29 protein-coding genes are annotated in these 25,691 nt (G+C 43.9%); 7 read left to right on the top strand and 22 right to left on the bottom strand.

Annotated features, from left to right (window positions below; genetic code table 11):
- Positions 1-6: 6 nt before the first annotated feature.
- From pqiB to DYD62_RS04535, 3 genes are all read left to right on the top strand, one after another.
- A complete protein-coding gene (pqiB, locus tag DYD62_RS04525; RefSeq protein ID WP_115226255.1) occupies positions 7-1,686 on the top strand; it encodes an intermembrane transport protein PqiB in 1,680 nt (559 codons plus the stop codon).
- Positions 1,683-2,237, top strand: coding sequence for a PqiC family protein (locus DYD62_RS04530; RefSeq protein ID WP_115226256.1), 555 nt, complete (start codon positions 1,683-1,685; stop codon positions 2,235-2,237). The genes pqiB and DYD62_RS04530 overlap by 4 nt, the downstream gene beginning before the upstream one ends.
- Before the next feature lie 74 nt (positions 2,238-2,311).
- Positions 2,312-2,572: a DUF5710 domain-containing protein gene (locus DYD62_RS04535; RefSeq protein ID WP_115226257.1), complete on the top strand. Its 261-nt coding sequence runs from the start codon at positions 2,312-2,314 to the stop codon at positions 2,570-2,572.
- 147 nt (positions 2,573-2,719) lie between these two features.
- On the opposite strand, the gene DYD62_RS04540 is transcribed toward DYD62_RS04535, so the two are convergent.
- Entirely contained in the window at positions 2,720-3,220 is a 501-nt protein-coding gene (locus tag DYD62_RS04540; RefSeq protein WP_165928762.1) for a DUF3016 domain-containing protein, read from the bottom strand.
- Between the two features lie 522 nt (positions 3,221-3,742).
- Here DYD62_RS04540 and DYD62_RS04545 point away from each other — a divergent pair.
- From DYD62_RS04545 to DYD62_RS04560, 4 genes are all read left to right on the top strand, one after another.
- On the top strand, positions 3,743-4,198 hold the full coding sequence (locus DYD62_RS04545; RefSeq protein ID WP_115226259.1) for a hypothetical protein: 456 nt from the start codon (positions 3,743-3,745) through the stop codon (positions 4,196-4,198).
- Between the two features lie 188 nt (positions 4,199-4,386).
- Positions 4,387-5,367, top strand: coding sequence for a 23S rRNA (adenine(1618)-N(6))-methyltransferase RlmF (rlmF, locus tag DYD62_RS04550; RefSeq protein WP_115226260.1), 981 nt, complete (start codon positions 4,387-4,389; stop codon positions 5,365-5,367).
- Positions 5,340-5,588 carry a hypothetical protein gene (locus DYD62_RS04555; RefSeq protein ID WP_115226261.1) on the top strand — a complete coding sequence of 83 codons (249 nt, stop codon included), beginning with the start codon at positions 5,340-5,342 and terminating at the stop codon, positions 5,586-5,588. The genes rlmF and DYD62_RS04555 overlap by 28 nt, the downstream gene beginning before the upstream one ends.
- Positions 5,589-5,637: 49 nt before the next feature.
- The gene (locus tag DYD62_RS04560) at positions 5,638-6,441 is read left to right on the top strand and encodes a hypothetical protein (protein ID WP_115226262.1); all 804 of its coding nucleotides are present in this window, start codon (positions 5,638-5,640) and stop codon (positions 6,439-6,441) included.
- A gap of 73 nt (positions 6,442-6,514) precedes the next feature.
- Here DYD62_RS04560 and DYD62_RS04565 read toward each other — a convergent pair whose 3' ends face one another.
- From DYD62_RS04565 to DYD62_RS24295, 21 genes are all read right to left on the bottom strand, one after another.
- Positions 6,515-7,060, bottom strand: coding sequence for a hypothetical protein (locus tag DYD62_RS04565; RefSeq protein WP_132038721.1), 546 nt, complete (start codon positions 7,058-7,060; stop codon positions 6,515-6,517).
- Between the two features lie 366 nt (positions 7,061-7,426).
- The gene (locus DYD62_RS04570; RefSeq protein ID WP_115226264.1) at positions 7,427-8,452 is read right to left on the bottom strand and encodes a DUF4034 domain-containing protein; all 1,026 of its coding nucleotides are present in this window, start codon (positions 8,450-8,452) and stop codon (positions 7,427-7,429) included.
- Positions 8,453-8,977: 525 nt separating this feature from the next.
- The gene (locus tag DYD62_RS04575; RefSeq protein ID WP_115226265.1) at positions 8,978-9,517 is read right to left on the bottom strand and encodes a hypothetical protein; all 540 of its coding nucleotides are present in this window, start codon (positions 9,515-9,517) and stop codon (positions 8,978-8,980) included.
- Positions 9,518-9,751: 234 nt separating this feature from the next.
- A complete protein-coding gene (locus tag DYD62_RS04580; RefSeq protein ID WP_115226266.1) occupies positions 9,752-10,192 on the bottom strand; it encodes an SMI1/KNR4 family protein in 441 nt (146 codons plus the stop codon).
- A 70-nt stretch (positions 10,193-10,262) separates the two neighbouring features.
- A complete protein-coding gene (locus DYD62_RS04585; RefSeq protein ID WP_115226267.1) occupies positions 10,263-10,856 on the bottom strand; it encodes an imm11 family protein in 594 nt (197 codons plus the stop codon).
- Between the two features lie 163 nt (positions 10,857-11,019).
- Positions 11,020-11,343 carry a DUF7716 domain-containing protein gene (locus DYD62_RS04590; protein ID WP_115226268.1) on the bottom strand — a complete coding sequence of 108 codons (324 nt, stop codon included), beginning with the start codon at positions 11,341-11,343 and terminating at the stop codon, positions 11,020-11,022.
- Positions 11,344-11,354: 11 nt separating this feature from the next.
- The gene (locus DYD62_RS04595) at positions 11,355-13,919 is read right to left on the bottom strand and encodes an RHS repeat-associated core domain-containing protein (RefSeq protein ID WP_115226269.1); all 2,565 of its coding nucleotides are present in this window, start codon (positions 13,917-13,919) and stop codon (positions 11,355-11,357) included.
- A gap of 37 nt (positions 13,920-13,956) precedes the next feature.
- Positions 13,957-14,571 (bottom strand): hypothetical protein, encoded by a 615-nt coding sequence (locus tag DYD62_RS04600; protein ID WP_115226270.1) that lies wholly within the window; start codon positions 14,569-14,571, stop codon positions 13,957-13,959.
- A 73-nt stretch (positions 14,572-14,644) separates the two neighbouring features.
- Entirely contained in the window at positions 14,645-15,259 is a 615-nt protein-coding gene (locus DYD62_RS04605; protein ID WP_115226271.1) for a hypothetical protein, read from the bottom strand.
- The gene (locus DYD62_RS04610; protein ID WP_115226272.1) at positions 15,259-15,960 is read right to left on the bottom strand and encodes an AHH domain-containing protein; all 702 of its coding nucleotides are present in this window, start codon (positions 15,958-15,960) and stop codon (positions 15,259-15,261) included. The genes DYD62_RS04605 and DYD62_RS04610 overlap by 1 nt, the downstream gene beginning before the upstream one ends.
- Positions 15,961-15,974: 14 nt before the next feature.
- Positions 15,975-17,195, bottom strand: coding sequence for a hypothetical protein (locus DYD62_RS04615; RefSeq protein WP_115226273.1), 1,221 nt, complete (start codon positions 17,193-17,195; stop codon positions 15,975-15,977).
- A complete protein-coding gene (locus DYD62_RS04620; protein ID WP_308418351.1) occupies positions 17,196-19,088 on the bottom strand; it encodes a DUF2345 domain-containing protein in 1,893 nt (630 codons plus the stop codon). It abuts the gene before it with no gap.
- A gap of 18 nt (positions 19,089-19,106) precedes the next feature.
- Entirely contained in the window at positions 19,107-19,253 is a 147-nt protein-coding gene (locus DYD62_RS24335; protein WP_308418348.1) for a hypothetical protein, read from the bottom strand.
- A 279-nt stretch (positions 19,254-19,532) separates the two neighbouring features.
- Positions 19,533-19,928: an Imm10 family immunity protein gene (locus DYD62_RS04625; protein ID WP_165928761.1), complete on the bottom strand. Its 396-nt coding sequence runs from the start codon at positions 19,926-19,928 to the stop codon at positions 19,533-19,535.
- Positions 19,925-20,950, bottom strand: coding sequence for an RHS repeat-associated core domain-containing protein (locus tag DYD62_RS04630; protein ID WP_115226275.1), 1,026 nt, complete (start codon positions 20,948-20,950; stop codon positions 19,925-19,927). Before DYD62_RS04630 ends, DYD62_RS04625 begins: the two co-directional genes overlap by 4 nt.
- Before the next feature lie 10 nt (positions 20,951-20,960).
- The gene (locus tag DYD62_RS23915; RefSeq protein ID WP_479686914.1) at positions 20,961-22,181 is read right to left on the bottom strand and encodes a hypothetical protein; all 1,221 of its coding nucleotides are present in this window, start codon (positions 22,179-22,181) and stop codon (positions 20,961-20,963) included.
- Entirely contained in the window at positions 22,114-22,611 is a 498-nt protein-coding gene (locus DYD62_RS24525) for a hypothetical protein (protein ID WP_115228206.1), read from the bottom strand. Before DYD62_RS24525 ends, DYD62_RS23915 begins: the two co-directional genes overlap by 68 nt.
- A gap of 58 nt (positions 22,612-22,669) precedes the next feature.
- Positions 22,670-23,104: a hypothetical protein gene (locus DYD62_RS04645; protein ID WP_115226277.1), complete on the bottom strand. Its 435-nt coding sequence runs from the start codon at positions 23,102-23,104 to the stop codon at positions 22,670-22,672.
- 1 nt (position 23,105) lies between these two features.
- Positions 23,106-24,083: an RHS repeat-associated core domain-containing protein gene (locus tag DYD62_RS04650; RefSeq protein ID WP_479686915.1), complete on the bottom strand. Its 978-nt coding sequence runs from the start codon at positions 24,081-24,083 to the stop codon at positions 23,106-23,108.
- A gap of 178 nt (positions 24,084-24,261) precedes the next feature.
- Positions 24,262-24,903: an Imm43 family immunity protein gene (locus DYD62_RS04660; protein WP_132038719.1), complete on the bottom strand. Its 642-nt coding sequence runs from the start codon at positions 24,901-24,903 to the stop codon at positions 24,262-24,264.
- A 28-nt stretch (positions 24,904-24,931) separates the two neighbouring features.
- Positions 24,932-25,687, bottom strand: a complete 756-nt coding sequence (locus DYD62_RS24295) for an RHS repeat-associated core domain-containing protein (RefSeq protein ID WP_132038718.1) — start codon at positions 25,685-25,687, stop codon at positions 24,932-24,934.
- Positions 25,688-25,691: the final 4 nt, after the last annotated feature.

Raw genomic sequence — 25,691 nt, forward strand, 5'->3', positions numbered from 1 at the left:
AAGCGAATGGAAGAGCAGGCTGAATATAAAGTGGAATTACCCAAAGCAAAAATAAGCTGGCTGCGCAGAATATCTTTGGTGTGGCTGGTGCCGATTGCTGCACTGTTGCTGGGGGCATGGATGGTGTTTGATACGTGGCGACATCAGGGGCCGGAAATCGTGTTGTACATGCCCAATGCCGAAGGCATTGAAGTGGGTAAAACCACAGTAAAAGTACTTTCGGTAAAGGTGGGGAAGGTCACTGATGTAGAGCTTGATTCTTCAGATCATCGTGTGCGTGTCACTGCAAGGCTGGATGTGGAGGCGCGCAGTTTATTAAACGAAGACAGCCAATTCTGGATGGTCAAGCCTAGGGTAGATCGCAGCGGGATCAGCGGCTTATCTACACTTTTGTCCGGCTCTTTTATTCAGCTTAATCCGGGTAAATCAAAAAATATGAAAAGTGCTTTTACGGTGCTGAATGATCCGCCGGTGACCGCTGCCGATGTGCCGGGGCTGCGCTTGCAGCTGTCTGGCCGCAGCGTAAAGGTATTGAGTGTGGGCGACCCGATTTTGTATCAAAATTTTGAAGTTGGACGTGTAGAAAAAGCCGAGTTTGATCCTGAGCAGCGGCAAATGAATTACCGGCTGTTTATTCAGCGCCCTTATGATCGTTTGGTTACGGTGAATTCACGCTTTTGGGTGGCCAGTGGCGTGCAGCTGGCACTCAGTGCAGATGGCATTAAGCTAAATGCCGGCTCGTTGGAATCCGTATTGTCTGGTGGCGTTGCTTTTGGAGTGCCAGAAAGTATGCCCTTGGGCGAGCAGGTTAAAGATCAGAGTGCGTTTACTTTGTTTTCTGATGAAGCCAGTTCGCTTGAGCGTCAGTTTGAGCGTCGCCTGCCCTATATCGCACTCTTTAGTGACTCGGTACGTGGCTTAAAACCAGGTGCTCCGGTTGAGCTGAGGGGGCTGAGGATAGGTACGGTTGGCGCGGTGCCCTACGCTATTCCTAAGCTGGAAAATAAAACCCGTAAATATCATGGCATTCCTGTGCTGATTTATTTAGAGCTGGGGCGTTTAGCCGCCGGTGCAGAAAACGAGAGCGATGATTACTGGCGTAAAGTGATTGCAACCCAAGTGGGCAGTGGCATGGTGCTCAAGCTTAAAAATGGCAATATGCTGACTGGCTCTTTATATGTTGACGTTGATTTTAGTGGCAAGCCGCAGGCAAAAGCACAGGATAAATATGCAGGTCTGCCTATTCTGCCTACCGGCGATGGTGGCCTGGTCCAAATCGAAAATAAAGTCATCGCTTTACTTGATAAGCTCAATGGCCTGAAGCTGGAAGGCGTGCTGGAGAAAGGCAATAAAACGTTGGATGAAACAGGCAAGCTGGCCGGTGATATCCGTGTTCTGGTTAAAACGCTGGATGATTTTGCCCGGCAGCCCCAGGTACAAGGCTTGCCTGAAGAGTTGCAGCACACCTTGGGCAAGGTGCAGGACACTTTAAATACCGTGCGCAGCACCATGGATGATTTCTCCGGCCAATCACCCGCTTATGGTGAATTAAACCGTGCATTGGGCAGCTTAAACCAAGTATTACAAGAGGCGAGGCCCGTGATTCGTACGCTGAATGAAAAACCAAATGTGCTGCTGTTTGACCGCAAGCAAGAAGATGTTCAGCCGAAAGGGGCCAAGCCATGAAACTGCGTATCGCCCTGATGGGGCTGTGTTTACTGAGCGCGTGCAGTAGCGTGCCTGTTACCCGTTATTATCGCCTGCCTGATGTTGCTCCCCCGCAGCAAACGGCCGGTCCTGAGCGGCCGGTAGTGCTGCTGGATATCCGGCTGGCCGATTTTTTATCAGCGGGAGGGATTGCCTATCAACAGGGCGAGGTGGGTATTACGCTGGCCCAGCAAAACTTGTGGGCAGAAAGGCTGCAAGAAGGTATAAAGCGCGTCCTGGTGGCCAGAATGCAGCAGCAACAACCTGGCCAGCTTTGGTTGGGATCGGCGCCTGATGCCAGAGTCAATACGCTTAGCCTTGAAATAACGCAGTTTAATGGCCGCGATGATGGCAAGGCCGTATTGGCAGGGCGTTGGTATTTGCGTAATGCAGCACAAAAGTTGCTGATGCAATCGTCCTTTCAGCTTGAAGTTGCGCAGGAAGGTGCAGGCTACGAGGCGCTGGTACTGGCTTTGGCTGAAGGCCTAAATCAATTAAGCCAAAAAATAGGCAAGGAATTAGTTTTTTAGATCAAACCGAATTAAAGGATAATCTGGTTGAATTGGTTTGATTTCATCAAATAAAATACTGAAGAGTAATAAAAATGCGGGTGAATTTGAAAGTGCCTTTTGCTGAAAAAGACAGCGCAAAGGCTTTGGGCGCACGCTGGGATGCGGCCAAAAAAGTGTGGTATATCGTGGATAAGGCCGACCTGAGCCCTTTTTTGCAATGGATAGATGATAAAGCAACACCATCAGCTGCTGCGCCTGCAAAACCCGCCACTAAGCCACTGCCGATACAGGAAGGGGTTGATTACGGTGAGCCGCCCTGGGATGTTACCGACCACGACATTATTTTAAAATAAATGGCCAATTTCCTCCGATAGTCAGGGGGAGAATTGGCCTGAATTGATTTTTTGCAGAAAATCTTGTTTATTGGCGCTATTCCCGGTGAGCCAGATCATGAAGATTTATCTCGGCAGAATGGCTTGGCAGTAGAGACCTCGGTCAATTTACAGAGCAGGAAATGTCTGGTTCTTTTGTAGTTTGGCAAACCATTTCCTGATCATTTTTTCTTCATATTCAAATTCAGTTCTCTGGCCAGATCGGCCCACGCCCGACATAAAATTTAAATCACGCAAGTTTTCAGCACCAGAAACAATCTGCTCTTTATAGCTAAAGACATAATTAAAGGTGATTTTGGGGCTGTAGATATCTTTGATAATACGAATGTCATTATAGCGGCTGCCAGGGCGGGGGGTAATCTCACCTGCCAGATCAAAGTCTGTTACTGTGATTTCCAGCTTTGCATCGCTGGGTAATTTGGCAGCAAGATCGGTAAATACTTTATCAAAATGCTTAAACAGCCTTTCCTGAAAACGATCTTCCCGCTCATGAGAGGCGCGAATATCGCTGTATTTTTCTGGGTTTTGCCAGCTGATTTTGGCCTCCCCGGCCCATGCATTGCTTACTGTTAGTGCTAACAGACTTAAACTCAGTAATATTTTCTTCACTTTTGAATCTCCGATGAGCAATGTTTATCGATGGATAACTTGACTTTATTTGTAAAGAAATACTATTAAAACAAAGTGTTGCCGGAGATTTATGCCGGGTAAATGAAGGTGCTGATTTAAATATCTGTAAATAGCAGGCTCAATAAGCTGCTATCGTGATTATAGGCACTGATTGATCTGCTTATTAGCCCGATAATGGGATAAACTTAATGCTGTTTTTGTGGCGGAACAAGTAAATTCTCCACACTGATCTGAAATTTTCTTTAGCAAGTCGCTGTTTGTATGACTGAATGCTTCAAAATTACACCGTATTTGTAAGGTCTGGGCACAGGCTCTGGCTTCTGATGATTAAACAACTCAATCCGGCTGTCATTGGATGGGTTGACGCTTTTTAAAGTTGCCTTATTAAAAACAGAGGGATTAAACCCGCGCTTAGGGATTTAAATAAGCCAGGTTTGATTTATCTTGCCAATCCGGCCTGCAAACGATGCAAGTATTTAACGAACTAAGGAAGTCTTCAATATGGATGTTCTGTACTATTGGAAAGATGTAAAAGCAGACATGGCTGCCGGGCATATTGGCTGGTTTCGTTCATCCCGCGGCAAATTGGCCGAGCTGAGCGAAAGCTTCCCCGATCGCATCTGGGTCGTTAAAACACCAACAGGTAAAAAGGGCAGTGTGCAATTACTGGCCTGTGTTCGCTGGAGCGATAAAGCCGCGGTGAAAGTGCCTCTGGTGGATGTGCACTCAACCATATTTTACGATCCTGCACACGCACAAAGCATGTGGTTTGAAGGCTCAGACAGCGATGAGGCCGTCGAGGCAACCAGTAAATGGCTGCGCGAGCATTTTTCTGCCGCAGTACGCGCTAATTTTCAAGGCGATAACGGTATTCACGCCTTGCGTGGCGATACCTTGCGCCAGCTGGAAAAAATAGCCCAGAATTTTGCAACGCGACCATTTTTGGCCACTGAATAAAGATTAAATTCGCGGAGCTTGCCTCCGCGAATATGCAAAAGCCATTGCAGCACAAATGCAGTGGCCATTTTTGAGTTTTACGCCTCCGATTATCCCGCCCAACAGATCTGAATGCCGGTTTACATATTGGCAAGCCTTCATTTCTGTTAAGGTTCGGCCAATGATTACCCCGTACGGCAGCAGCTACAATGTCTGAAAAAAAAGAATTCCCCGCAATTAAAAATAATCTTCACCCGCGTAACCCGCATCGCGGCCGCTATGATTTCCCCGCGCTGATTGCCAGCTGCCCCGATCTGGCTGCCTTTGTGGCACCGAACGCCTACGGTGATGAATCGATAGATTTTGCTGATCCGGCGGCAGTAAAAGCGCTGAATCGTGCGCTGCTCAGCCATTTTTACGGCATCAAAGAATGGGGCTTGCCAGAAGGCTACCTCTGCCCGCCTATTCCGGGCCGCGCAGACTATATCCACACCATGGCTGACCTGCTTGCCACCAGCAATAAAGGCGTGGTGCCGCGTGGCGCTGCCGTGCAAGTGCTGGATATTGGCGTGGGCGCTAATGCCATCTACCCCATGCTGGGCAAAGTGGCTTATGGCTGGCAGTTTACCGGCAGCGATACCGACGATCTGGCGCTGGATAATGCCTATGAGATTTTTGAGCGCAATGAGGTCTTAAAAGACGGCCTTGTTTGTCGCTATCAGGCCGATGCAGAAAACATCTTTGAAGGCCTGATTCAGCCTGCTGATCTATTTGAATTCACCATGTGCAACCCGCCGTTTCATTCTTCAGCAGCTGATGCTGCAGGTGGCACACGCCGTAAATTACGCAGCTTAGGCACAGGTCACGCCAAGGGCAAAGGCCTGCCGCCGCCGGTGCTTAATTTTGGTGGGCAGAGCAACGAGCTGTGGTGCGAAGGCGGCGAGATGCGCTTTGTACGCACCATGATCTCGCAAAGCCGCCCGTTTAAGCAGCAGTGCCTGTGGTTTTCTACCCTGGTTTCCAAGCAGGATAATCTGCCGCTGGTGTATCAGGCGCTGGAAAGAATCGGCGCGATTCAGGTTAAAACGCTGGATATGGCTCAAGGCAATAAAATCAGCCGCGTAGTGGCGTGGAGCTTTATGACCGAAGCCGAGCAAAAACTATGGGCAAAAAGCCGCTGGCGCAGTTAACTGCACCGAATATATTTTTTGCCGGTAAATACCCCAAAAAGCGCTGCCAAGATAAAAACTTGGCGGCGTTTTTTTTGGGTAAAAAGTCCTGTGATTTGAACTACATTTTTTTGCAAATATCTAAAACTAATTGGCTGAATATATCTGCTGAGCATATTGGCTTGATTAATCTTGCTATCCAACGCAGCGTGTATAAAAAGTGCAAATTACGAATACTTTGATTAACGCGATTAAACGGCAAAACAAATGATATCAAAGGTAATAAATAGGATGGCCCGTTCATTTTCTAAAGCAGCAACGCTTACATGTGTTGTTCTACTTTCAGCCTGTGGGGGGGGAGGGCTATTTGATGATTCAACCTCACCCGCTCCTGAGCCGTGGAATGGCCCGGGGCAATATTTTGTATACAAGCCTGAAACTGAAAGTAATGCGACACCTGTTACGGTAAAAAGCGCTAATGGCGAAATTTATCTGGATGGGCAAAAGCGTTATTTCCAATCTAAGCAAGGCAGCTTGGGCTTTATCTTTACTGCAGGCCGCCCGTGGAATCTGGATGGGGAAAACTTTACGGGGGGCTCTGAGCAAATCAGTGGCAATCGGATTGATTCTTTGCTTTATGCAGATCAGAAATCACGTTCAAATATAGGCAATGGGCCTAAAAATATAGCCAGCCCGGCAATGGATTTTATTTCTTTATGCTCCCCTGATCAGCAATATTTCTTAATTAATGCCGCTGCCAGCCGTCAATACGACAGCAGCATGTTTGCAGGCAAAAGTTTACTGGGCAAGCGTTATGAGCGGGGCACATGCTCAGAAGAGGGCAGCAGAAGGGCGCTGGTATTTGATGCAAATGGAGGAGCGAGCATCAGAAAGGGCAATGTTATCGAAGAAGTCTTTTCATTTACAGAGCTTAATCAATTAGCCCTGGGGCAAAGCCTGCCCACATTGGATAATATGGGCTCCCGTAATATGCAATTTTATCAGTTCAGAGATGGAAATGGCATACGCTTTGCCATTCAGGAATTCGTATTTTATCCAAATAATACTAAAAACTACATCCGTATTTGGTATTAATCTGAAAGAATAATTGATAAAGTAAATCGAAAATAAAAAAGACGCTTAATGAATAAGCGTCTTTTTTAATATTTTACTGAACGGTATAAATAGTAAATTGGGCGACCCGGCTCAGCGGGGTGGCGGCATCAAATCTAAAATCAATATAGGCGGCATCATCAGCAGCAAGATTTTGCTCTACTTTCTGGCTGCGCCCAATTTCAGAGCCTTTATCATCTGAAGCCCGTAATTGTAATTTACCCTTAAACGCCTGCGCACTTTGCACATAGACCTTTAAACCCTTCTGCCCCTCTGCATTTTTCTCCTGCAAAACGGCACGCTCGGCTTTCAGCTGCTGGCTTTTAGCGCTGTCGCTTAATTGGATCTTAAAATCAGCTTCTAAAGAATCTACGCCCTGAGCCATGCCTTTTACCACACCGCCAATACCCTGAGTAAGACTGCGCGCGGCGTCTTTACCATCTTTTTGCAGCGCATCCCCCAGCCCCTTGGCCATGGCCGCCTTATCCTCAACCAGCTCTGCACCCTTGCTATGCTGCTCTTTTAATTCTTCCTCACGGCTTTTGCCACAAGCACATAACAGCGCACTCATCACCAATACCACCAACATACGACTCTTCATAAAACATCCTCCTGTGACGTGCTGCTGTCGTGAAAATTGATATTAAAAGGGATTTGCTGGAATTTTATTCAATAAAATTATAAAAAACAATGGAGGAATATATTTATGTATTTTGATGGTAAGAATGTATGGTAGTGGTTGGTATTTTTTATATAAAAAATAAGAAAAAATATTGGTGATGTTGATGAGTGTTGATTTTTTTAATAAAAATTAAGGGTCTCAAGGGTCAGGTCTTACATTTGACAAAAATGTAATCAATTTAACTTGGATTATAACGACTGCAAATTTTATCGTATGAAAAATGGAAGACCTGACCCCATTGCTTTTTTTTAAACCTTTTATTGCCAATTGTAATGCTGGGCTTGATCAAAATTTTATTTGATCAACAAAATCGGGATGAACATCCTTGGCAAAGGCTAAGCAATAGTCATAGTATTCTTGTGATCCCCATGCAGAAATAATTGAAGATTTATCAATTTTATTCATAATAACGGGCAGTATTTTGGCATCGTTAGCAATGCATGCAAACTTGCCAAAGTTATTGAAATTCCACATATCGGGGTAATCATGCACAATACGCTCAAGTCCTTTCCGCATTAGTGGCCATTCAATTTGCCCATTGCTAAACATCGTAGGGGAGTAAAACAACCAATTTAAGCGGGCATAAAGACTAGGCCCCAGCGTAGCTTGAGTTTGTTTTACGGCTTGCTCAACAAATTCGCGGAACTCTTTTTTTGAGCCATGCCAAAACTCTGAATGGTAAGAGGCTGCGGTGAAATAAAGGGGGATATAAAGAGGGAATTTTGCAGTTGCTTCATCATAGAGTTTATTAAATTCCACCGCCTCCCAGCCTTGAGCCAAAGCGATTAATAGCATGGTGGCGTACCAGCCAGGATCATTGCTATATTTTGGACTAATTTTTATTAATTCTGATTTTGCTTTGTTGGTGTTTTCATTAAACAAAGCCCATCTTTCCTTGCTAACGGAGTTTGAAAAACCTGTTCCCCGTATACTCCATCCATATTCAAGGTAATACAGGGCATTGGCGATTTTTGCGGTGCTAGATTCCGGTTTTTTTAATTGCCATTCAAGTAATACTTTCTTTTTTTTCTGCCAATAATTGTTGGATGGGTTGTTTGAACATTTATCGGTTATGCACCCAGCCGTTCCTGCATAAATTGCTGCCAATAAAGGCAACCCTTCTGCCGTCATTTCATTGTTTTTCTTAGCCTTGGCGGCGGCTTGATCAATTTCGTCAAATTTTTTATTGTTTAATAATTGCTCGTACTTTTGCTGAGCAAGGGCGGATGGTTTTAAATACGTAGCAGAGTAGGCGTGTGAATAACAAACCAATAATAAGAAAAGGGATGCTTTAAGTGATGTTGTTTTCATTGCTACTGATCCTTTGCTTAAGAGTAGTAAGCTCAACGCATTAACTACTTACAGTTTGGCTCTGTACAATGAAGTACAAATTTTCTGCAGTATAGCTGGTATTTTTTGGCACAAAAAAGGATGTGGTTTGCTTGGGTGTAAAAAAGCCCATATAAGATATGTGGGCTTTGAAATTTGGTTCTCTGCCAGCTAAAAATGTAGCCAAGTGTTTGTGGTTTTCTAATAAAACATGAACACTGGCTAATCCTTTTGATAAAAGACTTAATTAAGCAGAAAGCTTGGGGTCGGGTCTTACATTTTACATCAGATAAAATGTACACTGGTTTGCAGCGTAGATTGAATTGATTGCTTCATGTCAAATGTAAGACCTAACCCTAGATATTTTTTAAAAATCAATGCCAAGTATATTATTTTTTGTATCAAGAGATAAATTAATTTTTTTTTAACAAATCGTCGAAATTTTCCGCTATTTTGCTTACCTCTTCGAACTCCGGCTCTCTGCCGTAATATATATCCCCAATATTTTCACCACTTGTTTTTATTGTCCAGTATTGATAACCACTTTTTGTTGACATGAAAATAGGTAAATGAGCACGCCAAAAATTTCTTACCTCTATTTCTTCTTCTATTTTCCGCTATTTTGCTTACCTCTTCGAACTCCGGCTCTCTGCCGTAATATATAGCCCCAATATTTTCACCACTTGTTTTTATTGTCCAGTATTGATAACCACTTTTTGTTGACATGAAAATAGGTAAATGAGCACGCCAAAAATTTCTTACCTCTATTTCTTCTTCTGGACTAGTACAAGATTCAATACATATTTTCTCAAATTCATTCCACGAAAAAAAATAGTCAGAATTATTTCTAAAATCATTTAAAGATAAAAACCATTCATCCTCTGCACTGCTATATAAAGCATCAAAAAAATAGCACCATTTGTAGAGGTTAATGCTTGTTTTTTTAATTATTTCAATTTCTTTATTATCCTTTTCTTCACTAATTTTATCAGTATGCTCAAAAATCCAATCGTGTTTTTTTAATTTTTTTATTAAATCATTTTTCATTAAATTCAGCGCCATTTCACCAATAAAAATATCATTTTTGAATGAGTATATTCCACCTACCCATTACTACATCCTAAGCTAAAATTTGCAATTTAAGTTGAAATTTTAAACATTTAAAAATAATTTTTCTAATTAATTTTTTAAATTAAGGCATGTTTCATAAAAAGACTATAGGGTCAGGTCCTGCATTAACATGTATGTGCTAATGCAGGACTCGTCCCTGTAGCTTATTTTTTAGCCATTAAGGAAATTAGGAATTTCAATTATCCAATCTTCAAAAGAGTCCGCCTCTTTGCTTACTTCACCTGTTGAATGATCAGTGCAGTAAACAGCAGATTTCTCTCCATCTTCTATAGATAAACAAAAATAATCGCCATTTCCTATACCATAAAAAGGGATTAAATTTTTAGATAAGTTAGAATTTTTTATTTCTGTCTCATACACAAGAATTATGTCATCGTTGCCATTTGTTAATATTTTTGATGTTGGGTTATATATATCACCCGGAAATGAAAAATCAGTCATTAAATCAACAAAATATTTATATTCTTGTGGTAATTTTGTTTTAAAGTAATTCTCAACATTAACCCAGTCTTCTGGGCTCGGAGTATCTAGCCTCCTGTTCTCCAAAGGAAGACACTTGCTAAGTACTAAGCTAATTTCGTTTTTGTTCATTAGTTGTTTATTCTAACTAAGTTTATATAAATATTGTTAAATTATATTAAACTTAATTGTCAAATTATTGTTATTTAATTTCTTCGTAAGAAGATCTGTTTTTAGGTGTCATATCGAGAGCTTGATAAAAAACCATACCCTTTAGTTTTGAATTAAAACAAGCATTTTTTATTTCATCATTAACTAGTAGCTTCAAACGAAACTCATAGCATCTAGCTATTTTTGGTTCGTACTCTATCGCATTTTTTATCTTCATAAAATAAAAAGAGTATTCTGGATTCTTTGGGTCAAAATTATCTAATTTGTATTCACTGTTTTCCATGTCGATGCTTTCAATAACTCGCAAAGGATGAATGCAACTGAATCCTTCTATTTTTTCACCGTTTGAATAAATATCAACATCAAAAAATTCGACTTCATGAGGTGCAATTTCTTCTATTATTTTTCGTAGAGAATTACTAACTAACTCTGGGCCAGTTGATCTAATGATGTGAAGTTTAGATAGCGCCTTAATATTTGATTTTTTTTCTAATTCATACAATAAAGGTGTATCAATCACACCTTTAAGGCTCGATCCCTGAAGAAACAATTGGTAATCAAAAAAACTATGATCAAAATTTATGATTCCATAGCTATTTTTTTTCTCTGATAAAATGTACATCATCACAAACCGCCTTTTTCCTTCTATTAGTGTTAATCCCCCTTTAAACAAGTCAGATCACATGAGAAGCCTTCCTACTAGTTTATAAAGTAAGTACTATCCCATATTGCTTATTTGATTAAATATTTAAAAAATAAATAATGGTTTTAATTATGTCGCAAGCATTTCAATCTTCATCACACTCAAAAAAAGAATCATTTTCATAATAAAAAGTAAATGCAGCTAAGATCTGCTCTTGTGTAGGAGCCTCAATTTGCTGACTAAGATTATCAATGACATCTTCTATATCCTCTATAGATAAAGTAGATATCCAGCCTTCAGAAACTAATTTTTCTCTTTCTTGTTTTTCTTCTTCCGGAGAAAGATCCATATTCACTTTGTAGAAAAACCCTTTTGAAATAAGTGTCCATGGTTTTGAGCCCAAGAAAAGCCAGCCAGAATGCATGTGAGGGTTAACAAAGACTTCATTTAGTTCAAGTAAGATGCGCATTTAAAGTACCTCTATCTACAATTTAATTTTTTGAACCCACCCTGTTGATTAGGGTGAAGCGAGTTTTGAACTGGGCCTGCTGCTTTATGTTGTGGTCGTGGTATTAATTCTATTTTTGTTGGATCTTGAGCACTGTGATGCCAAGTTAATCCTGGTGGGCTAGTGTCTGCATATCCTCCTCTTGGGCCTGGTTGAACATGCGTTACAACATCTTTGCCAAGAGCATCACCAAGAGCTGGATTTGCCGTAATTTCTTGATGTAACTGCTTATTTGCATCTCTAAAGTGATCTTCTCGTGTTCCTGCCTGAATTTCTGCCGGGATCGTTTGTTGAGTCCAAATGCTATATTGTGGACTCGAAAATGGGCGCCCAGATGCGTCATTTCCTGATGGAATTTTTCTGGCCAGACCTAATGGATCAATCCATTCCGTTGAGTTCGGCGCATACGCATGCGTATTTATCCCGCCCATCAACCCAATCGGATCACTACTAATAAACCGCCCAATCTCCGGATCGTAATAGCGATAGCGGTTGTAATGCAATCCACTTTCTTCGTCGGCGTATTGGCCTTGGAAGCGTAGTGGGTTATTGATGCCTGCTGTTTTAGCCGCTTCGCTGATAATGGTTTTTGCTTCGCCCCAAGCTTTGTACTCCGCACTCCACGCAATTTCGCCGTTTTCATCGCTCAGTGTTTGCGGCGTGCCGAGGTGATCTACGTGGTAATAGGCGGTGTGTTCTTGCTCGCTGTCGTTGGCGGAGACGATTTGCGCCAACGGCACAAAGCTGTTGGGCTCGAACAGGTAATGCCGGGTGTGTTCGGCGGTTTTTTCCAAGGCGATCACGTCGCCGTCCCAGATGAATGCGGTTTTGCCTTGGGCGTTTTCTTTGCCGATGCGGCGGCCAAAGGCGTCGTAATAGTATTGCGTTGCGCCTTGGGCTGTTTGCACTTCACTGAGGCGGTTAAAGCCGTCCCAGCTGAGTTTGGTGATCTGTTCGCCGCGTTGTTTTTCGGTGAGATTGCCGCGTGCGTCGTATTTAAAGTGGGTGCCTGAGTATTGCTTCAGCAGGTTATCCAGCAGGCGCGGTGTTTGGGTGGGTAGGGTGCTTTCTGTTTTGCTGTCGAGCAGATTGCTGGCGGGGTCAAAAGCAAAGGTTTCCTGATGTTTGGGGGTGTTGGCAGCAAGCAGCCTGCCTACCGGATCATAGCGGTACTGGGTTTCACCTTTGCGGCTGTCTTTAATGCCCAGCAGTTGCCCTACCGGGTCGTATTGATAGCTGCGGTTGCTGCTGGTTTTTCCACTGAGCGTTTGCTGCAGCATGCGGCCCATTGGGTCGTATTGGGTTTGGGCTTGCAGCTGGTTGGCGAGTTTGCGGCCAGTTTCTCTGTGTAGTTTATCGCGCTCAAAGCTGGTGATTTCTTGTTTATTCCACAGCATGCCGTGCACATGGCCGCTGCCGTAAATCAGCCAATCGGTGCGCTGGCCATCGGGGCGGATGCTGGCGATGCGGTTGCCCAGTTCGTCGTATTCGTGCTGCCAAATATGGGTTTGGCTTTGGCCAAAGAGCTGGTACTGGTGCTCTTCACGCGTTAAATCGCCCACTTCATCAAAGTTAAACGCCACTTGGCTAAAGCGGTTTTTAGCGATGGCAAGGCGGCCAGCCGGATCGTAGCGGAATGATTCTTTGCTGCTGCCCGTTTTACGCTGCGCCAAGCGGCCTGCGGCATCGTAGTTAAGCTGGGTGAGCTGGCCTGCTTCGTTCACTTCTAATAGCTGGCCGCTGGCTTCGGCATAGTGGTAGCGGGTGGCTTTGCCATCAAAGCTGTTTTCTTCGATTAAGCGGCCAACCGGATCGTAGCTAAAGCGATATTGGGCGCTGTTTTCATTTTGCAGTGCGGTCAGCCTGCCCAGTTTGTCGTAGCGGTAGGCCAGCTCTTGGCCCATCGCATCGATTCGGGAATGAATCCGGCCTGCTTTATCGTAGCCATAGCGGGTGCTGCGGCCCAGCGCATCGGTGTGCGATAGCAAGCGGCCATTGGCATCGTAATGCCATTCGGTGCAGGAGCCAGAGCAATCGGTAAAGCTGGCAAGCTGGCCGTTGGGTAAATAGGCCAGTTTTTTTGTGCCGCCTTTGGCGTCTTTAATTGCGATAGGCAGGCCCTGCGCGTTGTAGCTATAGCGGGTGACGTATTGCTTAGGATCGATTTCTTTAAGCAGATTGCCTTTGTCGTCGTATTCGCGCAGCCAGATATTGCCCAGCGGATCAGTAATGCGGATCAGCTGGTCTTTATCATCGTAAGCCATCTGCACGGTGCTATCGTCGGGGCGAATATGCTGCAGCAGATTATCGTTGGCGTCGTATTCATAACGATCTGAGCTGCCATCGGGATAAACGTGTTTGACTAGGTTTTTGTAATCATCGCGAAACAGCCATTCTTCGCTGTTGTCGGGATAAATAATGCGATAGGTGTAGCCCAGCGCATCAAAGTAATAGAGTGTTGCCAGAGCAAAGTGAGCGGGGCCAGTTCCAACACCCAATATTTTTATTGGAGCTGGCCCCGTATTATTTAAATTCATTAAGCCTAATAGTAGCTTGATTAATATCTAATAGGAGTTAACCAAAAAAATCGACAATAGGAATAAACCTCACTCCATATGCAGTTAAGAAATTTTTGAGGCTTTTATGGACTAATACACCTCCATAAGTAACGCCGCCCATACGAAATATCAAACGGTCCTTTAATGAAATATTATCAAGCACTAGACTATCCAGACTGTATCTATTCACGTCATATTCAATGCCGTCCTTAGTTTCCTCTGCAGAGTCTTCATCATATTCTGATCGTTTCCTGTCCCAGCAATCTATTTTATTTAATACATAAACATGCCACATGTTTTCATGCCAATGTTCTTTGTGGTCAATATAAATGCAAGGATGACAAATTATATTGGGTAAATTAAATTTCATGAATTCTTCAAACTTTAAATCATCAAAATAAAGTTCGTTAGTGCCAACCATGATATTAGGTAAATCTGCAAGTGGAGTAACACAAGTTCCTTTTTGGTAATCTATCGCACCATTATGAAATATATAAGGTGCATTTCCCTCTGGATTTTCTCGACTACGGCGTAATCTAAATGCAGTGTCATCATTGGGGGTGAGGCTCGGCATATCATTTAGTGCTGCACTGTCAATGAAATAATACTCATCATTGTAAAAATTCATCATATTTCAGCTCTGACTTTATATTGCATCTCGCATTTGAGTGCTTGGTCATTAAGAAAATTTAATAACTATTAAATTAGCCCCAATAATCAAGTATTGGAATAAATTTAATGCCACGTACACTAAAAAAATCTTTAAGGCTCTTATGAATAAGGATGCCGCCAGACTGAACACCACCAATCATGAATATACGTCGATCTGCTAGAGGTATTTTGTCAAGAATATTAGTATTTAGAGAAAAACGAGTGACGTCATAGCTTACACCTTTAATATTTTCTTCTTTGCTATCCAAGTCAAAAGTAGATTTTTCTCTATCCCAGCAATCAATTTCGAGTTGAATATATATATGCCAATAGTTTTCATGCCATTCATCGTTATGATCAATATAAATACATGGGTGGCAAACCATTCCCGGTAAATTTAATCCCATGAATTTTTCAAATGTTTTGTTTTCAATAAAAAAATGAATGGATCCCATGAATATATTAGGGAGAATGGTTGATGGTTTTACACCTGTTCCCAATTGATAATCTAAAGCTCCATTACGAAATACATAAGGTGCATCCCCTTCTGGGGCGTTTGAACTACGGAATAGGCGGAAAGCAGTATCTTTATCCGGTGCAAGGTCGGGTAAATTTTCAATGCTGCTGTCTCTTTTTACGAAAAAGTAGTCATCATTATATTTGCTCATTATTTTCCTGCCATTAGTTCGTAGGATTTTTTTTCATACTCAATTTCTACTTTTTGCCCTAAGCCAATATTAGTACTTCCAGTATGATTCCTTTTTGAGGTGCAACCTTGAACAGTGGTAACTTTGTGAGTAGGCACGTTTGCAGCACATTTGCACCCTTCGATATTTTTTGGCGAGAATGACTTTGCAATAGAAGTTAGTTGATATGAGGGATCAAAGTTCCCGATTCGTTTCAGTATTTTCATGGAAATTTTATTCACCTTTTCTCTAAATTTATCATCTACTTTTGAATCATCTCCTTCGCATATATCTTTAAAATCTCTAAATTGACTGTCTAAAAAATCTCTAATACTTTGATGATATGCAGAAGGATGTGGCCGGTCATCAGGTGATAGCAATTCATCAGCGGCCGGGGATGCATGATTTCCTCTGTGCAATTGCACCTCCAAGTGGCAAGCACCTTCAAGAGAATATGGAAGAAATACTAAATTATTTATACAATTAATATCGTAGCCGTATTGCTCCATGAGAGCACCAACATTGCTACGTTTAACAGCATCTGCAGAAATAATATGATGCGCCTGCATGATAATCCCTTTATTTCTTGGGTGCGTAGCCTCTTTAGTATTATTTTCTATTGTTTTTCTATATGTCGTATTTTTTTCGATATTACCTAGGATTGTTTCGCTTGCTTCTGCCATTTTTTTTCCTAAACTCAGGTATATTTAATTACACCGATCCGCCCGCGGGGTGTGGTATGGGTTGTGCTGCCACAACAAGCACATTTCTTATCGCGTTTGGTAGTTTTATTTTTTGCCTCAATCGTCGTTCTTGTGCTTCCTTTAATTCTTACACCTCTTGTGCGAGCTTGACACAGTTTCCCTCCTAGCTCATGCAGCCGATTAGCAGCATCACAATAGTCTTCAATAAATCGGGTAAATGCATCAAATGCCTGTTTACTGTGCTCAATTTTTTTTATTGCACCAGCGACTCTAGTACTACTGGCAGCAATACGTGCCACTAAAGCAGTCACTCGCGCTGCGGCTGCCGCACCCGCTGTAAGTAGAGCTGTAATAATGAGCAAGACCACTTCAATCATTAAATAAGCGCCACCTTTTCCTGCTAAATAGGCATAGAAATTTGGGGGAACTGCTTCAAATGATAATGTGGCATAACTTAAATAAGACAAGATGCTGTCATGATCACGAATTAATTCTATGACCATATAAAAATCCTTATCATTTTTAATTGTTTTTGCTAGCTCAGGGTCAATATCTGCCAATACGGTATCAATAAAATTTTCGACGGGTACAGGATCACCTTGTACTATTAAATTGGGCAGGTTAAGAATCGCATCACGGTGAATGTAAATTTTCTTCGCTTGTTGGGCTGCTTTAACTGCCGTTTTTGTTGTTGATTTTGCATCACGTTTTAATGCTTCAAACTGAGCTTCAGCACTTTTAGTTTGCTCGTGGAATTGAGTCTCCCACCAAGCCCAATTGAATAACTTTTCATCAGCAGTATCTACAGTTTTTACTGCTTCGTTAACGCTTTTTTTAATATCATTTTTTACGCTTATCGCATAAACACCAGCCGTATCATAGGCTGTCCCTGCCGCATCTTTTACTTTATTGCCCAGATTTTGCCACGTTTTTGCCTCAAACATTTCTGCAAAGTCTTCTCCCCAGCCACTGGCACCCGCTGTGGCTCCCTCCCAAACCGCTTCTGCCAAGGCCATTTTGGGGCCTGCATCCCACTTTTTTTGGAAGGGTTGCATCGCATCAATTAATGTTAAATAGGCAGCATCTAATTGTTGAATAATTATTTTACGAGCTTGGTATATTTCTTTTTCAGTAATTTGAGGATTTCCGGTGACAAGAACGTCCCCATCTTTTGCTGCATGTACTTTTTTGCTTTTATTAGCATCTTCAGACATTTACTTCTCCTCTTTTAAGTCAACTTTCAGTGTATTACTGACTGTTGATCCAGCAATTTTAAGGTTCATATTTTCTAATGGCCATGGGGTATTCCAAGCATCATCGTAGTGGGTTGCTAATTTAACCCATGTTGACTCTTCATTTGGTAAGGCTTGCATAGGCATATCTAAACTCTTCGGCCCGCTCCAATCATGACTCTCGCCCTTAATACTCACTTTCCCCGGCGCATGCAGCTCGATCTTGCCGTCTTTGATGCGGATATAAGCGCCGCCTGCGGTGAGCAGGATTTCTTGTTTGGCGTTGAAGAGGCCCTTGCCTTTGATGGCGGTGAACCTGGCGTTTTTGTCGGCGGTGATTTCGATGTCGTCGCTTTGGGCCTGCATTTGTAGCTGGCCTTTGGCGGCGATCAGCTTCATGGTGATTTTGTCTTTAACGCCGCCGGTAAACAGGCTGATGTGCTGGCCCACGTTATGAATCCAGCGGCGGCCGGTGCTTTGGTTGCTGTCTCTTTGGGCGACTTGGTCTAGGTTGCTGCCTGCGCTGAGGGTCTGGCTTTGCGGGGTGGTGATGGCCACTCCATCCTCGCCGTGCAGCAGGATGATTTTTTGTTGGCCTGCTTGCTCTTTGGATTTGGTTTTACCGTCTTTATCCGTGTTTGACCCAGCTTCAAAGCTTTTGCTGGCGTGCACATGGTGGTGCAGGTGGCCGTGGTTGGCTTTGTCGCCGGGGCTGTTGTCGGGTTTGATGGTTTGATCATCGTCGCCGGTTTCCATGCTGTCGGCGAGTTGTTTGGTGGCGTATTCGCCGAGGTTTTTGGCGGTTTCCAGGGCGGATTCCAGCTGGCTTTGCGCTGGGCTGCGGTCTAGCTGTTTGCCGGATGCGCCGCCTTTGGCTTCGGTGCTGATGAGTAAGCCGCTGGCGCGAATGGCACCTTGTTTGTCGGTGCGCAGCTCAAAGCCTTCGCCGCGTGGCTCGCCTTTGCCGTCGGTGCGTGGATGGATTAAGTAGCCAAGGTTGAGCTGAGTTTTACCGTGCTCGCTGGATAATTTGGTGCGCACTTCGCCCTTAGTGTCATCAAACAGCAGCTCGCCGTATTGGCCGCCTTCAAATTCTTTACTCTTAATGCCGGATAGGGTTTTGTTGGCGGGTAAAGCGCCTGCGCCGCTAAAGGTGGGCACCGGGTGGCTGCCGTTATAGACCACGGCGGTGACGATAGGGCGGTCGATATCGCCTTCGATAAAATCGACTAAAACTTCCTGGCCGATGCGCGGAATAAACTGGTGACCAAAGCCTGCGCCCGCACTCGGCATAGAGACACGTATCCAGCAGGATGATTTGTCATCCAGGTTTGCGCCAAACTCTGGGTGCTCTGCGGCACGCTGCCAGTGGAATTGCACCTTAATCCGGCCTTGCTCGTCGGTATGGACTTCTGATCCGGCGGGGCCCACTACGGTGGCGGTTTGTACGCCAAAGCTTTTGGGTTTGCTCAGTGGCTCATGAGCAAAGGCAGGGGTAATCGGCTGGCCGCGCCTTTGGGCGGTGAAATCGGCCTGGTAAGGAGGATTCGCGGTTGAAACCGCTCCTATGAGTAGGCTGGGGGCGACTAGGCCAAGTTGCTGGGTCAAATCCACCGGCAGATTATTCTGCGCGGTGAACTTTAGCTCGGTAATGGCAAATTCGCGCTGCTCGGCCGCATCCCATTCGTGGGCGGGGTGGTCTTCTAATCTGAACCATTGCCCGGCTTGCAGGCTGCGTAAAGTGCCAGAGCCGGTGAAGGATTTCTTTTGCGCGTCCAAAGCCTGCTGACGCAAGTTAGCGTAGTGGCTTAGGCCTTCGGCATCGCTGGCGTAATAGTGGGTCTGGGCGTCGTAATCTTCAAAGCTTGATTGGATTTGCTGCCCGCCATCACCCTAGTCTACCGCACTATGATCGGCGGTGTGGCTGGTGTTAGCGGCTTTGTAATTAAAGCTGGCGAGTGATACCGAGCCGCTGCCTACCTGTCGCTGGCTATTCCACTCGGTAAGTGCATCGCTCTCTTCGGTGGCATCCGTTCCCATTCTTTACGCAGGCTGTGGGCGGATGAAAAACCGTGTTTAAAACAAACTTAAATTAATTTTACTCTGACCCTAGTTATTCCAGTTATTCTGATTTTTACGTGATCGGCTAATAGCTTACAGGCATTATCCACATACTTTAACCCGTCGCTCGGTACTGGGGAATCCCCCTAGTAAAGACTTAAGGAAGTGTTTAAGTTCGGGATATAACACATCGGAGGTATTAATAACATATGCCCAGCCAAATATAAAAATGAAAGGCGGGGGAAATAAAAGCAAAGATTAGCTACTTAATTTTGTAGATAAATTACAATCAGATTGTATAAAAATATGATTGAGCGATTGAATTGCCTCAGAAAAAAATTGTGCGTCTTTTGTGAATTTTATTAATAGCCCTTTACACTCAAATTTATTGATTAATTCTTCCGAAAATATAATTTCTAAGTCTTTGTTTGTGACAGTAACTTTTTTAAAACCTCCATTGCCAGAGTACTCTCTACTGCAAACCTCATAATAATATAAGTCATCATCATCTACTGCTCTTTGCAGGATAAGATACTTCTCTGGGGAAGGAGTATTGTCATTAGCAAAAGCGACAGTCCAACAATCTGAGTCTTCATCAAAAAATGAAGTAATACATATAGCTTCGAATTTATAAAATTCATCTTTTTCATTCATTTTTTTGTTGTCCATATATTTGTTTGGCCTTGTTCGCTTGGCCATGTGTATTTTATGCTTGAGCCACTTTGCTTTGCTTTTTTATTCATTTTACCTTTGCAAGAGGTGCAAGGCGGATATTCTCCTTCAATAAGAACATTACCCCCTGATTTTAAATCAAGATCTTTCATGGCTCTTGCTTCTGTGTGAGTGGCTAGCGTACTTTGAGGAAATCCTAGTGCTTTTTCCTCTTCTGTCATGTTGCCACTTTGATAAATTGAACTGCTAGTAGTGGTTCCTTGCTGATTTTGTACTGTAACTGTTGCAGTATGTGTGCCTTTACCTGATCCAAATTTTGCCAGTCCCAGCGGATCAATCCACTCAACCGGATTCGGCGCATAAGCATGGGTATTTAATCCCCCCATTAGCCCAATCGGATCACTCGATATAAACCGCCCAATCTCCGGATCGTAATAGCGGTGGCGGTTGTAGTGCAAGCCGGACTCTTCGTCGAAGTATTGGCCTTGGAAGCGGATTGGATTGTTGATGCCCGCTGTCTTTGCGGCTTCGCTGATGACGACCTGCGCTTCACCCCACGCTTTATATTCCGCGCTCCATGCGATTTCGCCGTTTTCATCGCTCAGTGTTTGTGGCGTGCCGAGATGATCTACGTGGTAGTAGGCGGTGTGTTCTTGTTCGCTATCGTTGGCGGAAACGATTTGTGCCAGCGGAATAAAGCTATTGGGTTCAAACAGGTAATGGCGGGTGTGTTCGGCAGTTTTTTCTAGGGCGATGACGTCGCCGTCCCAGATGAATTCTGTCTTACCTTTGGCGTTTTCTTTGCCGATGCGGCGGCCGAATACGTCGTAGAAGTATTTGGTTTCACCGGCCTGGCTGCTGATTTTGCTCAGACGGTTAAAACCATCCCAGCTGAATTTGGTGGCTTGTTCGCCTTGCTGTTTTTCGATCAAATTGCTGCGGGCGTCGTATTTATAATGGGTTCCGGCGTATTGCTTTAATAGGTTGCCGAGTACGGCTGGCATGGCAGGTAAGCTAGCTATTGCTAGCGTGTTTTGTATCACTCAAATTACTGGCTGGGTCGAAAGCAAAAGTTTCATGGCCGAGGCGGCTGTTGGCGGCGATAAGGCGGCCTACAGGGTCGTATTGATAACTGATCTGGCCGCTGCGGCTGTCGCTGATGCCCAGCAATTGGCCGACTGGATCGTATTTGTAGCTACGGTTGCTGCTGGTTTTACCGCTGAGTGTTTGTTGGGTAATGCGGCCCATTTTGTCGAAATGGTTTTGGGCAGTCAGCTGATTGCCCAAGGTGCGCTGGGTTTCGCGGTGCAGATCATCCCGCTCAAAGCTGGCGATTTCTTGTTTATTCCACAGCATGCCGTGCACATGGCCGCTGCCGTAAACCAGCCAGTCGGTGCGCTGGCCATCGGGGCGGATGCTGGCGATGCGGTTGCCCAGCTCGTCGTATTCGTGCTGCCAGTTGTATTGCTGTTGCTGGCCGAATAGCTTGTATTCGTGGCGCTCGGTGATGAGGTTGCCGACGGCATCAAAAGCAAAATGGCATTCGCTGTATTGGTTTTTAGCGGCGTAAATCCGGCCAAGTGCATCGTATTTAAAGCGCTCACGGCTTTGGCCGCTGCTGCGCTCGATTAAGCGGCCGGCATTGTCGTAGGCGAGGGCGGTGGTTTTGCCCGCTTCTTCAATTTTTAGCAGGCGGCCGCTGCTGGCTTCGTATTGATAGCGGGTGCGCCGGTTGCCAAAGTCTGTTTCTTCTTGCAAACGGCTGGCCAGATCGTAACTGAAGCGATAATGCTCGTTATTTTCATTGGTCAGCTGGGTAAGCCGCCCCAGTTTGTCGTATTGGTAGCTGAGGGTTTGGCCTGCCGCATCAAGGCGGCTGCTGACCCGGCCCACGCGGTCGTATTCAAACTGCGTTTTGCGCTTAAGGGCATCGGCATGGCTGAGCAAGCGGCCTTCAGCATCGTATTGCAGCTCATTCTGCGTGCCATCAGGGTTGATGATTTTAGCCAGCTGGCCATCGCTGCCATATTGGTACTGACTGGCATTACCTGCTGCATCTTGCGTAACAATCAGGCGGCCACGGGCATCGTATTGCCACTGGCTGGTTTTGCCAGAGCAATCGCTATAGCTTTGCAGCAAGCCATCCGGGCGATATTTAATTTGTTTTTTACCGCCCTTGGCATCGGTGATGCTGACGGGCAGGCCAGGTGTATTGCGTTTTATGACCCAGCGGATCGGTTTCTTCGATGAGCTGGTTTTTAGTGTTGTAAGCGCGTAGCCATTTTTCCCCTGTTGGATCGAGGATTTCGTTTGGGTTTTGCTGCTGATCGTAGCTAAACCGCACTTCACTGCCATCCTGCCGCTCGTGCAGCAGCATATTGCCTTCATCATCGTATTCAAATGTCTCCGAGGAGCCATCTGGAAAGATGTGGCTGATGAGCTGTTTTTTAGCATCAAAGTTAAACCATTCTTCATTATGGTCCGGGTAAACGATGCGGTAGTTGTAGCCTTTTTCATCAAAGTAATATTCGGTGGTCTGGCCCAGCGCATCGGTTACATAGGTGAGATCAATATTTTTATCCCACGCTAAGCGAATATCCATGCTGCCATCGTCGGCGTATTCGCGGATCGCCTTTGCATCTGCATGCTGGCCATCCCACTCCATTTAATTAACTGTGGTCTGTCCCAAATTTGTTTTCTAATACCAAAGTAGATATGGATTATTACTTAATATCGAAGAACCACTCAATGAAATCATTAAAGGATTCCCATTTTTTTTCTATAGAACCATGTTGAAAATTGATGAGTATTGACCCTGTCTCGAGATATATTACCCATCCAGTTTTTGAGTCATAAAAAAATCCCGATCCATTTTCAAAATTATCTAGTGCCAAGTAGTTATCAGGTATCCCAAGTGTCTTTTTCTGACTACTAGTATTTTCTATATAATTTGTATTAGCTATGTGCCACCCAATTTGATGTATTTGTCCTTTTTTGGAGCAAAAGGAAGGGCCGTCCTCTGCATGTAAGAAAAAAAAGGCAGCATCTGAGTCCAGTGGTATTCCAAGTAACTCAAGGGAGCTTACATAAGCATCAGATATTTCATCAAACCACCAGTTTTTTTTCTTCATAAAATCAATTAATTTATTCGATATCATGTTATTGGCATCCTTTACCATTTCTTCTTTTGACTTCGTTCTGTGCCCGATCTTTCCAATATGCATCTCTATCAAGATTAAAACTGTCTCTATCCACCGGTCTTTCTGGGTGAGCATTTGGAAGGTATGGGTGCAAAGCATTACTGCCATAGTATTTTTGGTGTGTATCTGCTGACAATTCAAACAGCGAACCATTTGCATCTTGCTTGGAGTGGTGTAGGTTTAATTGGGAGTACTTTCCATTTTTTACAACAAAAGGGCTTTTTCCTTCATTTGCTAATTCTAAGTTTGTCTTTACACCATTTCGTGTATTTGCAGGTAAATCCCAGTTTATATCTTGTTGATAGGTTGTGTGTTGCTTATTTGAAGGCGAATTAAAGCATGACTTATTGAAAATTTTTGCTAAGCCTAATGGATCAATCCATCCCGTCGGATTCGGCGCATAAGCATGGGTATTAAACCCTCCCATTAACCCAATCGGATCGCTCGATATAAACCGCCCAATCTCTGGATCGTAATAGCGGTGGCGGTTGTAGTGCAAGCCGGATTCTTCGTCGAAGTATTGGCCTTGGAAGCGGATTGGGTTGTTGATACCGGCTGTCTTTGCCGCTTCACTAATGACGACCTGCGCTTCACCCCACGCCTTGTACTCCGCGCTCCACGCAATTTCGCCGTTTTCATCGCTGAGTGTTTGTGGCGTGCCGAGGTGGTCTACGTGGTAGTAGGCCATTTTTTCGCTGTCATCATTGGCGGTAATGATCTGTGCCAGCGGAATAAAACTATTAGGTTCAAACAGGTAATGCCGGGTGTGTTCGGCGGTTTTTTCTAGGGCGATGACGTCGCCGTCCCAGATGAATTCTGTTTTACCGTGGGCGTTTTCTTTGCCGATGCGGCGGCCGAATACGTCGTAGAAGTATTTGGTTTCGCCTGTTGCATTGCTGATTTTGCTCAGGCGGTTAAAGCCATCCCAGCTGTATATTGGGTGATCTGCTCGCCTTGCTGCTTTTCAATCAGATTGCTGCGGGCGTCGAATTTGTAATGGGTTCCGGCATATTGCTTCAAATAACTGGAGGCGTAACAAAATTAAATCCTCTTGGACCTAAAAAAAGCATACTTAATTTTACTCTGACCCCAGTTGTTGCATGTGAGTCCAAATTTCAAATTGGATCATACGTGGGTTTTTCATTAGAGGTACTTTGATCTTTATTTAATTTTAATAAATCAAGATCCAGGAAATCAACTCCTTTAATTCCTTCTCGCTCAAGATGAGCTTTCATTTTCTCTGAAATTATTAAACTAAATTGAATGGGTGCAGTATATCGTGTGTCAAACAAATCAAAATTGAACTCATTTTTAATTTTTAATAGCTCAAAGTCATAATTTGATTCGTTAACAAATTTACTGGCGTGTAAATCAAAAACTTCTTCTTTTTTAAGAGGTTTAGTTCTCCCAACAAAATATGACTTGCCAAGAACACCATCTCCGTTCTTATCAATATATTTAACAGGGCTAATTTGAATAAAATTAGTTTTATATTCTGAAATAATCGAAGCAAATTTCTCACTAAGGACATAGAAGTAACTAGATCCACTTCTTATGTCGTATTCATATTTTGTATTCTCCGTTACTAAGAATAGGTCGGAAGGGAATGGCGGAATGGGGGTGCCATATCTCTTAGGCCCCGTATACCAAGGTAATTTACCATAGCCTCCAGTTTTGTACGTTTTAGCATCAAATGTGTTTAGTAAATACACATAATAGAAGCCCGAAGGACATCCTGTTTCTTCTTTTGCTGCCATGACAAAATACTTGCTCATTTTTCAAATCTCAACTTAATCTGGTTGGACATTGCCCTGGGTTTAGCTGGGCTCGCATATCACTTCTTTTTTTATCCTGCAATCTGCCAATTTGAGTCCTTGCCTCTGCGGCCGATATTCTTCCTTGTTGATAACGATCTTTTACTCCATTGTCATCATTCTCTACAGATCTTGAGTAATTTGAATGCGAGCCATTATGGTAATACTTTCTGTTCATTGCTAAAGCGTCAGTAGAGTTGTCCGGCATTAAAACACCATTAGATCGATGGTCACGCATTCCGCTCATACCAATATCATCAAAAAAGGTCTCGTTTCTATTCCACACATCTTGCGGTATAAGATGTTGAGCTTGCTTCTTATCGTACTTTACGCCAGCTAAACTTTTATCAAGAGCGCAACTGCCACCTTTTTTCTTTAGCCCCCAAGGATCTACCCACCCAGTCGAATTAGGCGCATACGCATAAGTATTAAATCCCCCAAACAAGCCTATCGGATCGCTGCTAATAAACCGCCCAATCTCTGGATCGTAATAGCGGTGACGGTTGTAGTGCAAGCCGGATTCTTCGTCGAAGTATTGGCCTTGGAAGCGAATCTGATTATTGATGCCCGCTGTCTTTGCGGCTTCGCTGATGACGACCTGCGCTTCACCCCACGCTTTATATTCCGCGCTCCATGCGATTTCGCCGTTTTCATCGCTTAAGGCCTGCGGCGTACCAAGTTGATCCACATGGTAGTAGGCAGTGTGGCTGCTTTCACCTTGTTCCACAATC

It is taken from the genome of Iodobacter fluviatilis (assembly GCF_900451195.1).
GTDB classification, from domain to species: Bacteria; Pseudomonadota; Gammaproteobacteria; order Burkholderiales; family Chitinibacteraceae; genus Iodobacter; species Iodobacter fluviatilis.

Excerpts from the sequence above, each read along its gene's own strand:
- pqiB (WP_115226255.1), top strand. The coding sequence starts at position 7 with ATGGAAGAGCAGGCTGAATATAAAGTGGAATTACCCAAAGCAAAAATA.
- DYD62_RS04530 (WP_115226256.1), top strand. The coding sequence starts at position 1,683 with ATGAAACTGCGTATCGCCCTGATGGGGCTGTGTTTACTGAGCGCGTGC.
- DYD62_RS04535 (WP_115226257.1), top strand. The coding sequence starts at position 2,312 with ATGCGGGTGAATTTGAAAGTGCCTTTTGCTGAAAAAGACAGCGCAAAG.
- DYD62_RS04545 (WP_115226259.1), top strand. The coding sequence starts at position 3,743 with ATGGATGTTCTGTACTATTGGAAAGATGTAAAAGCAGACATGGCTGCC.
- rlmF (WP_115226260.1), top strand. The coding sequence starts at position 4,387 with ATGTCTGAAAAAAAAGAATTCCCCGCAATTAAAAATAATCTTCACCCG.
- DYD62_RS04555 (WP_115226261.1), top strand. The coding sequence starts at position 5,340 with ATGGGCAAAAAGCCGCTGGCGCAGTTAACTGCACCGAATATATTTTTT.
- DYD62_RS04560 (WP_115226262.1), top strand. The coding sequence starts at position 5,638 with ATGGCCCGTTCATTTTCTAAAGCAGCAACGCTTACATGTGTTGTTCTA.
- DYD62_RS04565 (WP_132038721.1), bottom strand. The coding sequence starts at position 7,060 with ATGAAGAGTCGTATGTTGGTGGTATTGGTGATGAGTGCGCTGTTATGT.
- DYD62_RS04570 (WP_115226264.1), bottom strand. The coding sequence starts at position 8,452 with ATGAAAACAACATCACTTAAAGCATCCCTTTTCTTATTATTGGTTTGT.
- DYD62_RS04575 (WP_115226265.1), bottom strand. The coding sequence starts at position 9,517 with ATGAAAAATGATTTAATAAAAAAATTAAAAAAACACGATTGGATTTTT.
- DYD62_RS04580 (WP_115226266.1), bottom strand. The coding sequence starts at position 10,192 with ATGAACAAAAACGAAATTAGCTTAGTACTTAGCAAGTGTCTTCCTTTG.
- DYD62_RS04585 (WP_115226267.1), bottom strand. The coding sequence starts at position 10,856 with ATGATGTACATTTTATCAGAGAAAAAAAATAGCTATGGAATCATAAAT.
- DYD62_RS04590 (WP_115226268.1), bottom strand. The coding sequence starts at position 11,343 with ATGCGCATCTTACTTGAACTAAATGAAGTCTTTGTTAACCCTCACATG.
- DYD62_RS04595 (WP_115226269.1), bottom strand. The coding sequence starts at position 13,919 with ATGAATTTAAATAATACGGGGCCAGCTCCAATAAAAATATTGGGTGTT.
- DYD62_RS04600 (WP_115226270.1), bottom strand. The coding sequence starts at position 14,571 with ATGATGAATTTTTACAATGATGAGTATTATTTCATTGACAGTGCAGCA.
- DYD62_RS04605 (WP_115226271.1), bottom strand. The coding sequence starts at position 15,259 with ATGAGCAAATATAATGATGACTACTTTTTCGTAAAAAGAGACAGCAGC.
- DYD62_RS04610 (WP_115226272.1), bottom strand. The coding sequence starts at position 15,960 with ATGGCAGAAGCAAGCGAAACAATCCTAGGTAATATCGAAAAAAATACG.
- DYD62_RS04615 (WP_115226273.1), bottom strand. The coding sequence starts at position 17,195 with ATGTCTGAAGATGCTAATAAAAGCAAAAAAGTACATGCAGCAAAAGAT.
- DYD62_RS24335 (WP_308418348.1), bottom strand. The coding sequence starts at position 19,253 with ATGGGAACGGATGCCACCGAAGAGAGCGATGCACTTACCGAGTGGAAT.
- DYD62_RS04625 (WP_165928761.1), bottom strand. The coding sequence starts at position 19,928 with ATGAATGAAAAAGATGAATTTTATAAATTCGAAGCTATATGTATTACT.
- DYD62_RS04630 (WP_115226275.1), bottom strand. The coding sequence starts at position 20,950 with ATGCCAGCCGTACTCGGCAACCTATTAAAGCAATACGCCGGAACCCAT.
- DYD62_RS24525 (WP_115228206.1), bottom strand. The coding sequence starts at position 22,611 with ATGGAGTGGGATGGCCAGCATGCAGATGCAAAGGCGATCCGCGAATAC.
- DYD62_RS04645 (WP_115226277.1), bottom strand. The coding sequence starts at position 23,104 with ATGATATCGAATAAATTAATTGATTTTATGAAGAAAAAAAACTGGTGG.
- DYD62_RS04660 (WP_132038719.1), bottom strand. The coding sequence starts at position 24,903 with ATGGCAGCAAAAGAAGAAACAGGATGTCCTTCGGGCTTCTATTATGTG.